The organism is Heliomarina sp. (assembly GCF_052826185.1).
This window is the reverse complement of sequence record NZ_JBRBUI010000017.1, coordinates 489,426-504,895: the sequence shown is the minus strand read 5'-3', so window position 1 is coordinate 504,895 and position 15,470 is coordinate 489,426. Positions and strand designations below refer to the sequence as shown.

The following is a 15,470-nucleotide window of genomic DNA, read 5'->3' as shown; positions in this document are numbered from 1 at the left end:
TCTGCAACCGGCCCCATGCGCGGTATGCAGGGGCTCGAAAGCAGGATTATGCGACAGAACAATGAATAGTGGGGAAAAACTTTTGATTATTCCTGTTTTTCCAGCGCTTCTTGCCTTCGCGCCACGGCAGCATCAAATTCGCGCTGCTGCGCTTCGCCCCATGCGGCAACGGTAAATCTCTTCACAACCGAGCGCAGAGTTTTCATCCGGTGACGGCGCTCTTCCTCGGGCATATCCAGCGCCGAGAGAATCGCGCTGTCCATCGAGCGATGCGAAAACGGGTTGGTGATGACGGCGGAATGCAATTCAACCGCGGCTCCGGCGAACTCGGACAGGACCAGAACCCCGTCGCCATCCACGCGGGCGGCACAGAATTCCTTGCAGACAAGGTTCATGCCATCAACCAGCGGCGTGATCCAGGCCACGTCAGCAGCGAGGTAATACTTGATCAGATCGTCAAACGGGATCGCCCGGGAGATCAGCGCAATCGGCTGCCAGCGCAGCGTCCCGTAACGCCCGTTGATCCGCCCGGCGGTTTCCTCGATCCCGGTCTGCACCGGCGCATAGGCCGACATGTTGCGATCCGCGCTGACCGAGACATGCATGAGCTTGACCTTGCCGCGCAATTCCGGGTGTTCGGCGAGCACACGTTCGAAACTCTCAAGCTGGTCGACCCCGCCCTTGGTGTAGTCGGTGCGTCCGACAGACAGAATCAACTTGCAATCGCCCATGTCCTCGCGGATTTCGCGGGCGTTTTTCTGAACCTCCGGGTCGTTGGCGCGCGCTTCGATGAAATCCGGGTTCACCCCCACATTCGCCGAGCTGATCGCCACCTTGCGCCCCTCGTAGGACAAAAGCTTTGGATAGCTGCGCTCGCTGAGCGCGGTCCCGTCCGAGACCATCTCGGGGTCGACCTTGTGCCGTTCCAACACATCCACGTCAAAAAGGCTCTGCGCGACCGAAACGAAGTTCGACGCATAGCGCGCGATGTGGAAACCGACGATATCACAGGCCAGCAGGCTGCCGACAATCTCGCGCCGCCACGGCAGCACGTTGAACATATCTGCCGCCGGGAAAGGTGTGTGGTGAAAGAAGGAGATCGTCACGTCCGAGCGCAGGGTGCGCAGATAGCCGGGCACCAGCCAGAGATTATAGTCATGAATCCAGACCCTTGCGCCTTGGGCTGCCTCGCGGGCGGCGGCCTCGGCAAAGGCCCAGTTCACTTCGCGAAAGGTCGGCCAGTCGACCGGATCGTAGTTGAACTTTTCCTTGAAGCTGTGAAGGATCGGCCAGAACGCCTCTTTGGACGACACGTGGTAAAAGCTGCTCACCTGCTCATAGGTCAGCGGCAGGCGCGACACGTTGTATTTGCCGTACTGGTCGTCGATTTCCACGACCTTCTCGAAATCGGGATTGGCCGGATCTTCGGCCAGCTTCCACGCGATCCAGGATGCTTTTTCGGCGGTTGCAAAAAAGCTCTTTAGCGTCGGAACAATGCCGTTCGGGCTCTTGTTCTCGCGAAACTTTACGACGCCGTTTTCTTCAACCTCTTCATAGGGTTGACGGTGATAGACGATGACCAGATCAGACGACATTTTTCAAAATTTCTTTGCTGCCGGGATGAAGGTTAAACTGGGTCATGGCCTCGGCGATTCCGGCGGCGCCGATGGCTTTCGCCCGGTGAATTTTCTCGTCCTGCGGCAGCGCTTGCAACAGTGGCTGCTCTGACCCGCCGACCGCCACCGCATAGGTGCCCGCGATCAGCATCGAAAGGTCGTTCAGCGTATCGCCCGACGCCAGCACCCGCCCCTGCGGCACCCCGAGGTGGTCAAGCAGGCGCAAAAGCGATGGCCCCTTGCTGACCCCCGGCGGCAGGACATCGAAAAAGCGGTTGTCCGAAATCAGGACATCCAGCCCCATGTCGCCAATCAGATCGGCAGCGGCAGGGTCATAGCTTTCAGGATCGTAGTGATAACTGACCCTATATCGAAACGGGGTGTCCTGCAAACGCAGCCCCGCCGCATCGGCCAGCGCCGTGCGCACCCTATCGCCGCTGTCGCTCCACCGGCCCGAGATATCCTGTTCCAGCGCTTCGATTGGGCGAATATCGCCGTCTTCTACCTTGGCGATGGTCGTACCCACATCTCCGATCACATATTCGGGCCAAGGCAGATCGCCGCTCGAACAGGTTTCAACCATGAACTCCGGATCCCGTCCGCTGACAAAGATCAAACCCACCGTATCGCGGTTATCCTCGATCCAGTCGTAAAGCTGGCGCCGGTCCTCATCGGTGCCGCCAAGGAACGTGCCGTCAAGGTCAGTGGCCAGAACGAACTGGCGCTCGTGAAAATCGGGCAGGCTCATGCTGCACCTCCATCAAGGCGCGTGCCGCTGGTCATCGCCGGGTTGTTCATTTCAATCGCCAGCGCGCGCGGTTCGGATTCGATGGGCCGCGTCCAGAGATCGGCAAAGGCACGCGACATGCCCACCTCGCCGGTCAGGATGCTGTGCACGGTTTCGCAGATCGGCATGGTGACATTCACGCGCCGTGCGAGATCGACGACCGAGGCGGCATTGGCCTCGCCTTCGACCACAACAGGTTTGCCGTCAAAGCATTGATCGCGCGGTATTCCCTGCCCTAGTTGCACGCCAAGCGACATGTTCCGCGAGGTCTGGCTGGAGCAGGTGAGCGTCAGATCCCCTGCCCCGGCAAGCCCGGTCACGGTTTCACGCCGTCCGCCCAGTGCCTCGGCCAGTTGCTTCATTTCGTCCATGCCACGGGTTATCAGCGCCGCGCGGGTGTTTTCCGCATAGCCCGCCCCGGTCATCATCCCGCAGCCGATGGCGATCACGTTCTTGATCGCGCCACCAATTTCGACGCCCACCAGATCGTCCGAGATATAGGTCCGGAAGAACCCGGTGCTCATCGACAGGGCAAGACGCGCCGCCGGGCTGGCATAGGGATCAAGACGGTCCTGATGCGAGAAATCAAAGGCCACGGTCGCAGCCGTCGGATGCCCCAGCGCGGTTTCGCGGGCAAAGGTCGGCCCAGAGATCGTGCCGACCGGAACATGCCGGATTTCCTCGGCCACCACCTGCGACATGAGCGCGCCAGTCGACGGTTCGATCCCCTTGGTGCAGACCGCAACCGGTGTGCCGTCCATGATCAGATCACGCAGCTGCGCCGCCGTTTGCCGTACCGCGCCCGAGGGCACCACAAGCAAAACGGCGTCCGCACCGGTCACCGCTTCGGCTAGATGATGCGTGGCCTTCAGCGTCTCGGGCAGTGCGATATCGCCAAGATAGCGCGGATTGCGGTGCTCGTTGTTGATGGCGTTAACAGTGGCCTCATCCCGCGCATAGATCCGCACCTGCCGGCCGGCCCTTGCTGCGACGCTTGCAAGGGCGGTGCCCCAGGCGCCGCCGCCGACAACGGCGATACGGGAATACGGGGTGCTTTGCGAAGTCGGGGATATGAGCGTTGATGTCATTTCTCTGGTTTGCGATCTGCACGTTTATTACGAGTTCAATGGGCATTTCCGCCCGCGTGATCCGGGCGCGGCCATTCAGTTTTATCGAAACATGGCGCGCCGCTTCTGTTGCTTAACGAGCTATACTGTGCACCTGCGGTATCAAGGCGGTATAGTCCAAAAAAGGCATCCAGACCCGTAACCGTTTCCAATTCGCCTAGCTTTTAAGCACAATTGACCTGCGCAAAATCTGGCCTTCCGGCGGCAAAAATCCCCGGTTCGTCACATTTTGGCCCTCTAGGTCTTTGATTTCACTAATTTTCCGAAAATTCGCCGTTATGCAGCCCGAGACTCATCCGATCTTGCGCATCAGAAAACTGATCCGGCGACCGCAATTTTAGCGGTGTCGTTTTTTGACATTCCGGGTGTGAAACCTACAGTAAAACCATTCGCTGCAATGCGGCATGACGACCAGAGGATTAACAATGACGAAAACTGTAAGAACTGCGATTTTCCCAGTTGCCGGGATGGGTACCCGCTTTCTGCCTGCCACCAAGGCGATCCCGAAAGAGTTGCTTCCGGTTCTTGATACGCCCCTGATCCAGTATGCCATCGACGAGGCGCGCGAGGCCGGTGTCGAGAAGATGATCTTTGTAAACCACCCGTCGAAATCCGCCATCGAACAGCATGTGCTGCACGACGCCAAGCTGAACGCGACGCTGTGCGAGCGTGGCAAGGGCAAGCTGGCGGCTGAACTCGAAGCTGCCGCGCTGAACGAAAAAGATATCGAAGTCGTGTTCACACATCAGGAGGAACCGCTTGGCCTTGGCCACGCGATCCTCTGCGCCCGGGAAGAGGCGCTGCCCGGTGCGGTGGCGGTGCTTTTGCCCGACGACCTGATCCTTGGTCGCCCCGGTGCGCTTGGCCAGATGATCTCGGCATATGAAAATGGCGACGTCGACCACATGCTCGCCACGATGGAAGTGCCGCGTGAAAACGTGTCGGCCTATGGTGTGCTTTCGGTGTCCCGCCGCGACGGTCCCTTTGCGATCTGTGACGGTCTGGTCGAAAAGCCGGATGCGGATGTTGCGCCCTCGACCACGGCGGTCGTCGGCCGCTACGTGCTCGACAACTCCATCTTCGAGGCGCTCGCCACACAGGAACCCGGCGCGGGTGGTGAAATCCAGCTGACCGACGCGATTGCCAGCGCCATCGGTGACAAGACCGTCGCGGGTTACCGCTTTGCCGGGAACCGTTTCGACTGTGGCTCGAAAGAAGGAATGCTAAGCGCCCAGCTTTTCCTTGCCGCGCAGAACCCCGCCTATGACGCGGTGATCTCGGAATTCCTCGGCACTAGCGCACAGGCCGAGGTGGCCTGAGCAAGCTTTCTCTGACATAGAGACTCGGAACACGCGTTGCCCCCGACGGGGCCGCGCGATCAGAAGACCAGGACGCAGCCATGAGCGATTTTGCACAAACCGCCACCGAAACCGACAAGGACTGGTGGCGCGGCTGCACGATTTACCAGATCTACCCGCGCAGCTTTCAGGACAGCAACGACGACGGGATCGGCGATCTGATCGGCATTGTCGAGCGGATGCCCTACATCGCCAGCCTTGGCGTGGACGCGATCTGGATCTCGCCCTTCTTTACCTCGCCGATGAAGGATTTCGGCTATGACGTCAGCGATTACTGCGACGTCGATCCGATCTTCGGCACGCTGGCCGATTTCGACATGCTTATCGACGCGGCGCATGGGCACGGTCTGAAGGTCATTATCGACCTCGTGCTGTCGCATACCTCCGACCAGCATCCGTGGTTCCAGAAAAGCCGTGTCTCGCGCGAAGGCCCGATGGCCGACTGGTATGTCTGGTCGGATGCGAAACCAGACGGCACGCCGCCCAACAACTGGCTGTCCTTCTTTGGCGGAAGTGCTTGGCACTGGGATCCCCGGCGCGAGCAGTATTACCTGCACAACTTTCTCGCCTCCCAGCCCGATCTGAACCTGCACAGCGAGGCGGTGCAAAGCGCGCTGCTGGGCGTCACCCGGTTCTGGCTGGATCGGGGTGTCGACGGCTTCCGGCTCGATACGGTGAACTTCTACTTTGCCGACAAAGAGCTGCGCGACAACCCGGCGCTGCCGCCCGAAGGCCGTAATGCCATCCACGCCCCGCGCGTGAATCCCTATAACTATCAGGAACATCTCTATTCCAAGAACCGGCCCGAGAATTTCGACTTTCTCCGCCGGATGCGCGTGCTGCTCGATGAATATCCCGCCGCGACAACTTTGGGCGAGGTCGGCGATGCCCAGCACGGGCTTGAGTTGCTCGGCCAATACACGTCTGGCGATGACTATCTGCACATGTGCTATGCCTTCGAATTCCTCGCGCAGGAACCGCTGACCGCCGCCCGCATTGCCGAGGTACTCTACAAGGTGCATCAGGTCGCGAATGACGGCTGGGCCGCATGGGCGTTTTCGAACCATGACGTGATGCGCCATACCTCGCGCTGGGAACTTTCGCCTGCCGCGCAGCGCCTTTATGCGACGCTTCTCTTGTGCCTGCCGGGATCGGCCTGCCTGTATCAGGGCGAGGAACTTGGACTCGAAGAGGCCGACGTGCCCTTTGAGGACATACAGGATCCCTACGGCGTTGAATTCTGGCCGGAATACAAGGGCCGCGATGGCGCACGCACGCCGATGGTCTGGGAAACCCACGAACGCAACGCAGGTTTCAGCGAAGGCGAACCGTGGTTACCTATTAGCCACGAACATGCCCGCCGCGCTGTGGACGTGCAGGAACATGAACCCGGCGCAATCCTGCATCACTATCGCCGCGCGCTGGCCTTTCGCAAACTGCACCCGGCGCTGATCTCGGGCGTGCAGGACGGCGTCTACGCCTTTGGCGACGTGCTGCATTTCCGCTGTGTCCATGACGATGAGACGCTGTTCTGCGCCTTCAACATGTCGGACACGCCTTCGGTCCATGCCCTGCCCGGCGGCGACTGGGAAACCATCGGGCAGGAGGTCGGCGGCGCGAACAAGAGCCCGGACGGCAGGCTCCACATGGGGCCGTGGCAGGTCTGTATCGCGCGCCTGCTCGACTAGACCGACATCGTCGCCTTGACCGCGCGTTTCCACGCCGCGTATTTGCGGTCGCGCTCTTCGTCCGACATCTGCGGCTTAAAGGTCTGATCCAGCGCCCATGTCTCGGCAAACCCCTGCATGTCCGGGTAAACGCCGGCCCGCTGACCAGCCAGCCAAGCGGCACCCAGTGCCGTCGTCTCAAGCACCTGCGGCCGATCCACCGCCGCGCCAAGGATGTCTGACAGGAACTGCATCGACCAGTCGCTCGCGCTCATCCCGCCATCGACGCGCAGGGTCGCCCCGGCGGCATCGCTCTGCCAGTCCGCATGCATCGCCTCAAGCAGATCGCGGGTCTGGTAGCCCACCGATTCAAGCGCCGCCTTGGCAAATTCCGCCGGTCCCGAATTGCGGGTCAGGCCATAGACGGCGCCTCGGCAATCCGCATCCCAATAGGGCGCACCCAGCCCGACAAAGGCCGGCACAAGGATCACGTCCTGATTCTCATCGGCCTTTTCCGCAAGCGGCTGGGTTTCGGGCGCGTCGCGGATCATCTTGAGCCCGTCGCGCAGCCATTGCACCACCGCCCCGGCGACAAAGATCGACCCCTCCAGCGCATAGGTCGGCTTGCCATCGAACTGGTAGGCGATGGTCGTCAGAAGCCGGTTCTTCGACGTCACCGCCTCGGACCCCGTGTTCAGCAGGGCAAAACAGCCGGTGCCATAGGTCGATTTCAGCATCCCCGGTTCAAAGCAGGCCTGACCGATGGTCGCCGCCTGCTGATCGCCCGCCACGCCGAGAATAGGCAGCGGCGAGCCAAAGAGATCGGCGCGGGTCATGCCAAAATCGGCGGCGCTGTCCTTGACCTCGGGCAGCATCTCCATCGGAATGTCGAAGAGGTCGCAGATCGTGCTGCTCCACTGCCCCTTATGGATGTCATACAGCATCGTGCGCGCGGCGTTGGTTGCGTCGGTGACATGGGATTCACCACCCGTGAGCTTCCAGATCAGGTAACTGTCGACGGTTCCGAACAGCAGCTCCCCTTTAGCCGCCCGCTCGCGCGATCCATCAACATGGTCGAGGATCCATTTCAGCTTGGTCCCCGAGAAATAGGGATCAGCCAACAGACCGGTGCGTTTGGTGATCTGCGTATCCTTGCCCGCCTCGCGCAGGCCTCGGCAGAATTCGGCGGTGCGCCGGTCCTGCCAGACAATCGCGTTGTAGATCGACTTGCCGGTGGTCTTGTCCCAGACAAGCGTGGTTTCACGCTGGTTGGTGATCCCGATGGCCGCAATGTCACCGGGGCGCAGCCCGGCGCGTTCGATCACCGCGCGGCAGGTGCCCGCGGTCGTCGACCAGAGATCGTCTGGATCATGCTCGACCCAGCCGCTGTCGGGGAAGTGCTGCGGGAATTCCTCCTGCGACACGGCCTTTACCTTCATATCGGCATCGAAAATGATAGCCCGCGACGACGTGGTGCCCTGATCGATTGCAAGAATATGGCTCATCTGCCCCCTCCCCATGAGATGCGTTTCTGGTTATCCCACCTTGTGCCAAGAATTTTTGCGCAGGTCACGGGGGTTTGCGGCAACCGGCCGCCGAAAGCGGAGGTTACGCGGCGCTGGAAGACTTGTCGCTGCGCTGAGAGGCCATCCATTTATCGAGACGCGCAACATCATCGGGTTTCATGCGCAGGCCCAGCTTGCTGCGCCGCCAGATTACGTCCTCGGCGGTCCGCGCAAATTCCCGGTCCATCAGCCATTTGACCTCGCGCTCGGTCAGGGTAGCGCCAAAGAGCTGTCCCAGATCCTCTTCGCTCTCGGCCTCGCCGATGATTTCGAAAGTGTCGGTGCCATAGGCCCGCGCCATGCGACGCGCCCAGAAATCGCTGAGATAGGGATAGGTCCGGATCACCCGGTTTACCAGCTGCTCGGCCTTGTCGACGTCGAACTTGCCACCCGGCAGAGGCGCGTCGGCGGTCCAGCTCTCTCCGACGCCGGAGAAGTAAGGCGATATCTTTGCCAGCGAATCCTCCGCCAGTTTGCGGTAGGTCGTGATTTTACCGCCAAAGATGTTCAGGATCGGCGCGCCGCCCGTATCGTCGACCTTGAGCGTGTAGTCCCGAGTCGCCGCCGTGGCGCTGCTGGCCCCGTCGTCATAAAGCGGGCGCACACCCGAATAGGTCCAGACGATATCCTTGGCCGTGATCTGTTTCTTGAAATACTGGTTCGCGAAGTCGATCAGGTAATCGCGTTCGACCGGCGTGCATTCCGGTTTTTGATCCGGGTCTTCCTGCTCGGCATCCGTGGTGCCGATCAGCGTGAAATCGGATTCGTAAGGAATGGCAAAGATGATCCGCCCGTCCGTACCTTGGAAGAAATAGCACTTGTTGTGATCGTAAAGCCGCTTGGTCACGATATGGCTGCCTCGCACAAGGCGGACACCTTCCGTCGAGTTGACCTCTACCTTGTCATGAATGATATCGCCGACCCAAGGGCCACCGGCATTGACCAGCATCCGGGCGGTCGCCTCGAACTCCCGTTCGGTTTCCTCATCGCGCAGGGTGATCAGCCAGTGATCCGTGACCCGCTCGGCCCGGATCATCTTGGTCCGGGTCATGATCCGCGCGCCCCGGTCCTCGGCATCGCGGGCATTCAGCACCACAAGCCGGGAATCCTCGACCCAGCAATCGGAATATTCAAACGCCTTCTCGAACTTGTCCTTGAGCGGCGCACCCTCGGGCGTGTCGCGCAAATCGAGGTTCTTGCTGGGCGGCAATATCTCGCGCCCGCCAAGGCTGTCGTACAGCGACAGGCCCAGCCGGATCATCCATGATGGTCGGCGTCCGCGTGTCCATGGCATGAAGATACCCAGCAGGCGCGACACCGGCGTGTCCGTCTCGAACCGCATCTCTTCGTGATAGGGCAGCACGAAACGCATCGGCCAGCTGATATGGGGCATGTTGCGCAGCAGGACTTCACGCTCGGCCAGCGCATGTTTGACCAGCCGGATCTCGAAAAATTCGAGATAGCGCAGCCCGCCATGAAAAAGCTTGGTCGAGGCCGAAGAGGTTGCCGAGGCAAGGTCGTTCATCTCGGCCAGCCCGACGCGAAGCCCGCGCCCGGCGGCATCCCGCGCGATACCGCAGCCGTTGATACCGCCCCCGATGACAAAGAGATCGTAATGTTCGGGGGTGGTCGTGGCCTCTGGCACCTGGCTTTCCTCGTCCCGTGTCCTTGGTTGAGACCGACGGATAGGGGGCGGATGTGGCGCAGGCAAGGCAATTCTTGGACCTGTCGCGATCTGCGCCACCCTATGCCTGCAAACAGGCGAAACGGCCTGAAAACAAGGCGAATTGCGCCGATTGATCCAGCCCTATCCGGCGAATTTCCGCCCAGCTTTCTCGGCGAATGTGGCAAACCGGCCCTTCCCCGCCCTGCGGCCACAGGGCGCAAAGGTTGACACGAATTAGGCATGTACTTTCCCAATCCAGAGCGTTAGGGAGGCTCTTCTTCGGCGCGCCGAAACCCTATCGGGCGCGCCCGCCACCTCTTTCACGAAACGACACTTCCATGATCCAGACGATTGCCGATGCGTTGGCCGAACGCGGCTATGACACCCTTACCTCGGTTCAAGAGGCCGTCACCGCCCCCGAATTGCAGGACCGCGACCTGCTGGTTTCGGCGCAGACCGGATCGGGCAAGACCGTCGGATTCGGCCTTGCCATCGCGCGGACGCTGATGGGCGATACCGAAACGCTTGGCCCCGCCGCCGCGCCGCTGGCGCTGATCGTCGCGCCGACCCGCGAACTGGCGCTGCAGGTGATGCGCGAACTCGGCTGGCTCTATGCCAAGGCGGGGGCGCGGGTTGTGTCCTGCGTCGGCGGCATGGACATGCGCGATGAACGCCGCGCACTGGAACGCGGCGCGCATATCGTTGTCGGTACGCCGGGCCGTCTGCGCGACCATATCCAGCGCGGCTCTTTCGACATGTCCGCCCTGCGCGCCATCGTGCTGGACGAAGCGGACGAGATGCTCGATCTCGGCTTCCGCGAAGATCTCGAATTCATGCTGGCCGAAGCACCGGAAGACCGCCGCACCCTGCTGTTCTCGGCGACCGTTTCGCCAATGATCGCCAAGTTGGCCGAGCAGTACCAGCGCGATGCCGAACGGGTCAGCACCATCAACAGCGCCAGCCAGCACGCCGACATCACCTATCAGGCGTTGCGCGTGGCGCAGAACGACGCGGAAAACGCGATCATCAACGTGTTGCGGTATCACGATGCCCAGAACGCGCTGGTCTTTGCCAATACCCGCGCCGCAGTGAATCGTCTCGCCGCCCGTTTCGCCAACCGGGGCTTCTCGGTGGTGAGCCTTTCGGGCGAACTCAGCCAGGCCGAACGCACCCATGCGCTTCAGGCGATGCGCGACGGGCGCGCCCGCGTCTGCGTGGCCACCGACGTGGCCGCACGCGGCATCGACCTGCCCAATCTCGAACTGGTCATCCATGCCGACCTGCCCTCGAACACCGAAGCGCTGCTGCACCGCTCGGGCCGTACGGGCCGCGCCGGTCGCAAGGGGATCTCGGCACTGATCGTCACGCCGAAGATCGTCAAGAAAGCCGAACGCCTGCTGAAATTCGCCAAGATCCAGGCCGAATGGACAGTACCGCCCTCGGCGGATGACATTCGCCGCAGCGACGAGGAACGCCTGCTGGCCGATCCGGTTTGGAGCGACGAAAACACCGCATTCGAGCAGGAATTCGCGGCAAAACTGCTGGCCCTGCACGCGCCCGAGAAAATCGCCGCCGCCTATTTCCGCCTGTACCAGACGCGCCAGTCCGCGCCCGAGGATCTGTCGCCGCCCGATGCCGCCCCGGCCCCGCGCGAACGCAAGCCCTTTGGCCCGAGCACATGGATCAGCCTGTCCGTCGGCCGCGACGACCGCGCCGAGGCGCGCTGGCTTCTACCGCTGCTGCTGCGGGCGGGCGATCTCCAAAAGGACCACATCGGCGCGATCCGCGTTCAACAGAACGAAACGCTGGTCGAACTAACCGAAACCAGCGCCGCGCCCTTTATCGAACGCATCGGCGAAGGCGGCGAGCTTGAGGCAGGGGTCAAGATGCGCCGCGCCGATGGTCCGCCCCCTGCACAGGGCAAACCGGGCAATGACCGCACGCCGCAACGCAAGGGTCCGTCGGATAAACCGCGCCGCAGCTTTGACAAGGCCCCGAGAGATCGTGCCCCGGCCGAAGAAAAGCCGATCAACCACACGATTTCGAAACCCTCCAAGCGCAAGCCCGATGCCGACCGGCACGACGCGCCGGCAGGCAGGCCGGATAACAAGCACAAGGGCAAACCAGCCGGAAAGCCCGGTGGCAAGCCCGGCGGAAAACCCGGTGGCAAGCCCGGATTCGGCAAACCGGCAGGCAAACCCGGCGGCAAGTTCACCGCCCGCCCTGCGCGCGACAAGGCCGATCAGGGCGATGGCAAGAGCGCCGAGCGCAAACCGCGCTTTGATGCCTCGGATACCTCGAAACGCATGCCCCGTCCGGATGGCAAACCCGGCCGCGCCCGGCCCGGCGCCGGAAAGCCCGGCGGCTCCAAACCCGGCAAGCGGGCGCGTCCGAACGACAGGGGCAGCAACCCGCCGCGCCGGCCCTGACCGGACGGGCCGCATTCGGCCGGGAACCAGTCGCGCCCATAACAAGTTGACTCTCCGTTACAAAGGAGAGTCAAAATGCATAACATCATTTATCTGGTTGGTCTCGTGGTCGTCGTTCTGGCAATTGTCGGCTTTGTATTCTGATCAACGCCAATCCGTACGGGCAACGCTCGGACCGCTGGCTAGCAAGGAGATGATATGTCCCATCCGTCAAATGCAGGCTTTCCTATCCGTCTGAGTTTCAAGGAGTGGAAAAGCCTTGGATGGCGGGTGAAGGACGCAATCATTGACGAGCGGATTGGACTCGTGGCGGCTGGGGTCGCCTTCTACGCCCTTCTTGCCCTGTTTCCCGCGATCACAGCGATGATGGCAATAAGCGGTTTAGTTGTCGACCCGAACGAGATCGTATCTCAGATTGACGAGCTGCAGGGCATTATGCCCGACCAAGCCGTGGAAATCATCACTGATCAGGCGACTGCTGTTGCGGGAAGTCGGCAGGGCGGCCTCGGCCTGACCGCAATACTCGGCATACTGCTCGCGATTTACTCCTCATCGCGTGGTACGGCCAGTCTCATCCAGGGGATGAATGTCGCCTACAATGAGCGCGAGAAGCGAGGTTTTATCGCTCTGACCTTGACCACCTTGATCCTGACGCTTTTCGTTATTGTAGGAGTGCTTCTGGGCTTGCTTGCGAGCACGGCTATACCCGCTCTCCTGTCCTTCATGGACTTTGGTCCGGGCTGGTCACTGCTGATCTCTATCCTGACGCTTGTTGCGGTGTTCTTCATGACGATTTTCGGGCTGTCCCTGCTCTATCGTTTCGGACCGTCCCGACGTCGCCCTGAATGGTCATGGGCTTCTGTCGGTGCAGTTGTAGGGTGTTCCCTGTGGATCATTGCGTCGGCCGGGTTCGCTTTCTACGTCAGCAATTTTGGTTCTTACAACGAAAGCTTCGGCGCATTGGGCGGCATCGTGGTACTGCTGATGTGGCTCTGGATTTCAGCGTTCATCGTGCTGCTCGGGGCCGAACTGAACGCCGAGATCGAAACCATCCGGGAGCAGAAACAGGCCGACGCCACGGAACCGGAACCCGAAGGGTCCCCAGCGCGTAAGGTCACCACAGGTGAGACGGCCTGAACCGATCCCCGGACCGGGAGACATAGCCAAACGGAAGGCACTACATGGAAAGCAAGCCACCGAGCCAGCCTTCCCCCGAGTTTCAGGGACCAGTGCGTCCCTCAACTCATGGTTTGAAATGGCCCGTCAGGGGCATTTTCCTGATACTGCTTCTGCACACGCTGGTCTGGGCCAGCGATTTCCTCATCCCCGTCACCGCAGCCTTTCTCGGCTATCTGGTTCTGAACCGACCCCGCCGCCTGCTTGCGCGGATCGGTGTTCCCTCTCCCATTTCGGCCGCGCTTTTTACCGGGCTGATGGGGGTCGGCCTGGCCGTGGTAGCGTTCCAGCTCAGCACGCCCGCTGCCGAGATGATGCGCGACCTGCCGGAGATGGTGAAACAGATCAACGAAAAGGTTAACGCTACGGGCGGCCCGATCGAGGCACTGAACGAGGCAACCAAGGCTGCCAAGGATATCGTCGACGAGGACGAGGAAAAGCCGGTGGAGGTCACTGTCGTCTCCGACGCTGGCGTTGTCGGCACAATCATGAGCATGGCACCGTCCTTTGCCAGCCAGGTGCTGATGGCGCTGATCCTGCTGTTCTTTCTTGTCGCCTCCGGCGATCTCTTTCTGACGAAGACGGTGCAAAGCCTTCGTCGCTTTCGCGACAAGCGAAAGGCTGTTGCCGTGCTCCATACCATCGAAGACCGGCTTGGCCACTACCTCGGGGGTATCGCGTTGATAAACGCCGGGCTTGGCGTCTCCATCGGCATCGCCATGATGCTGTGGAACATGCCCGGCGCGATCCTGTTCGGGCTGATGGGGTTCGCGCTGAACTTCGTACCTTACCTTGGCGGTCTGCTCGGTGCCTGTATCGCCGCCGCGGTCGCATTCATAAGCCTTGATGGGCTCTGGCCCACGGCCGGCGTGTTCATCACCTACATCCTTCTGACCTCGATCGAAGGCCAGTTCGTGACGCCAATGGTGATCTCGCGCCGGATGCGGCTCAACACCACCGTCGTGTTCCTTACGGTGGCCTTTTTCGCGTGGATCTGGTCGGTCATTGGCATGATCGTGGCCCTGCCGGTTCTGATCGTGATAAAGATCGCCTGCGACGAAATGGAAAACATGCAGACGCTCGCGCGTTTCCTGGGTGATTTCGACTCCGAACCCGTGCATGACGAAACCGAAAAGCAACCGCGTGAATCCACACCGACCTGACGCCTCGTGGCGTCCGTCCACTTCAGCCCCGACAGGAGCATCAATGTCATCCACCTCAGAGCATTCCGAAACGTCGAGCGACACCAGCGGTCCCGCCCGACGGCTATCGGTGAGTGTGGACCTTGCATATGACGTGGCACAGGCGGCGGATATCTTGTTGCAAATTGGCGTCGGCGACTTCGACCGCCAGACGATGATTGACCATGCCTATTACTCCGACACGCAGCTAACGATCCGCGATGCGCCGTCAAACCTTGTCTGGGCGCATGTGGCGCAGAACTTTTCCTGCCACTATACGGCGCTGATCGATGTGACACGGCCCAATACCGATATACGCGCGTTTCCGACCATGTTGCTGCGCAATCTGCCCGAGGAAGTCATGCCTTACCTCGTACCGTCCCGCTATTGCCCGTCAGATCTTTTCCAGAAATTCGCCGAGGACAATTTCGGCGCCAGCAGTGGCGGTCAGCGCGTTCTCGATATTCTGGACTGGGTGCGCAACAACCTGACCTACGTGATCGGCACCAGCGATGCACAGACCACCGCGCTGGAGACTTTTGTCGCCCGGCAGGGGGTCTGCCGTGATTTTGCCCATCTTGTAATCACGCTGGTGCGGGCCTCAACGATCCCTGCACGCATGGTATCGGGCTATGGACTGGGTGTTAAACCGCAGGATTTTCACGCGCTGGCAGAAGTTTACCTTGGCGGCGCATGGCACCTGATCGACGCCACCGGCATGACCGAGCCGAACGGAATTGCCAAGATATCGGTGGGCCGCGACGCGGCAGACATCGCTTTCATGACGATCTACGGCGGTGCTGCAAGCCTGGTGAACCAATCGGTACTGGTGACCGAGGTATAGGACCAAAAAGCAGGAACGTACAAAAAAGATCTTTTCTGCCGTTTACGAATCCTC

At 61.0% G+C, this 15,470-nt stretch carries 11 protein-coding genes; 6 read left to right on the top strand and 5 right to left on the bottom strand.

The features are described 5' to 3' along the window. Positions 1 to 86: 86 nt before the first annotated feature. From ggpS to ACU0FH_RS07720, 3 genes are read right to left on the bottom strand one after another with little or no spacing between them, the layout of a single operon-like run. Entirely contained in the window at positions 87 to 1,595 is a 1,509-nt protein-coding gene (ggpS, locus tag ACU0FH_RS07730) for a glucosylglycerol-phosphate synthase (RefSeq protein WP_446194076.1), read from the bottom strand. Then, complete coding sequence (locus ACU0FH_RS07725; RefSeq protein ID WP_446194075.1) at positions 1,585 to 2,364, bottom strand: HAD-IIB family hydrolase; 780 nt, start codon at positions 2,362 to 2,364, stop codon at positions 1,585 to 1,587. Before ACU0FH_RS07725 ends, ggpS begins: the two co-directional genes overlap by 11 nt. Continuing rightward, positions 2,361 to 3,491 carry an NAD(P)H-dependent glycerol-3-phosphate dehydrogenase gene (locus ACU0FH_RS07720; protein WP_446194074.1) on the bottom strand — a complete coding sequence of 377 codons (1,131 nt, stop codon included), beginning with the start codon at positions 3,489 to 3,491 and terminating at the stop codon, positions 2,361 to 2,363. Before ACU0FH_RS07720 ends, ACU0FH_RS07725 begins: the two co-directional genes overlap by 4 nt. Before the next feature lie 464 nt (positions 3,492 to 3,955). Between ACU0FH_RS07720 and ACU0FH_RS07715 the strand changes: the two genes are divergently transcribed. Together ACU0FH_RS07715 and ACU0FH_RS07710 are read left to right on the top strand one after the other, a co-directional pair. Next, positions 3,956 to 4,849, top strand: coding sequence for a UTP--glucose-1-phosphate uridylyltransferase (locus ACU0FH_RS07715; RefSeq protein ID WP_446194073.1), 894 nt, complete (start codon positions 3,956 to 3,958; stop codon positions 4,847 to 4,849). An 80-nt stretch (positions 4,850 to 4,929) separates the two neighbouring features. Next, the gene (locus ACU0FH_RS07710) at positions 4,930 to 6,576 is read left to right on the top strand and encodes an alpha-amylase family glycosyl hydrolase (RefSeq protein ID WP_446194072.1); all 1,647 of its coding nucleotides are present in this window, start codon (positions 4,930 to 4,932) and stop codon (positions 6,574 to 6,576) included. On the opposite strand, the gene glpK is transcribed toward ACU0FH_RS07710, so the two are convergent. Together glpK and glpD are read right to left on the bottom strand one after the other, a co-directional pair. After that, positions 6,573 to 8,060 (bottom strand): glycerol kinase GlpK, encoded by a 1,488-nt coding sequence (gene glpK / locus ACU0FH_RS07705; RefSeq protein ID WP_446194071.1) that lies wholly within the window; start codon positions 8,058 to 8,060, stop codon positions 6,573 to 6,575. The two genes, ACU0FH_RS07710 and glpK, sit on opposite strands and share 4 nt — an antisense overlap. Before the next feature lie 103 nt (positions 8,061 to 8,163). Continuing rightward, positions 8,164 to 9,765 carry a glycerol-3-phosphate dehydrogenase gene (glpD, locus tag ACU0FH_RS07700; RefSeq protein WP_446194070.1) on the bottom strand — a complete coding sequence of 534 codons (1,602 nt, stop codon included), beginning with the start codon at positions 9,763 to 9,765 and terminating at the stop codon, positions 8,164 to 8,166. A 359-nt stretch (positions 9,766 to 10,124) separates the two neighbouring features. Here glpD and ACU0FH_RS07695 point away from each other — a divergent pair, with 359 nt between their 5' ends. The 4 genes from ACU0FH_RS07695 (at position 10,125) to ACU0FH_RS07680 (ending at position 15,416) form a co-directional block, all read left to right on the top strand. Beyond that, positions 10,125 to 12,215, top strand: coding sequence for a DEAD/DEAH box helicase (locus ACU0FH_RS07695; RefSeq protein ID WP_446194069.1), 2,091 nt, complete (start codon positions 10,125 to 10,127; stop codon positions 12,213 to 12,215). A gap of 198 nt (positions 12,216 to 12,413) precedes the next feature. Next, on the top strand, positions 12,414 to 13,352 hold the full coding sequence (locus tag ACU0FH_RS07690) for a YihY/virulence factor BrkB family protein (RefSeq protein ID WP_446194068.1): 939 nt from the start codon (positions 12,414 to 12,416) through the stop codon (positions 13,350 to 13,352). A gap of 44 nt (positions 13,353 to 13,396) precedes the next feature. Continuing rightward, entirely contained in the window at positions 13,397 to 14,554 is a 1,158-nt protein-coding gene (locus tag ACU0FH_RS07685) for an AI-2E family transporter (RefSeq protein WP_446194067.1), read from the top strand. Between the two features lie 43 nt (positions 14,555 to 14,597). After that, positions 14,598 to 15,416 carry a transglutaminase-like domain-containing protein gene (locus ACU0FH_RS07680; RefSeq protein ID WP_446194066.1) on the top strand — a complete coding sequence of 273 codons (819 nt, stop codon included), beginning with the start codon at positions 14,598 to 14,600 and terminating at the stop codon, positions 15,414 to 15,416. The last annotated feature ends 54 nt before the right edge of the window (positions 15,417 to 15,470 follow it).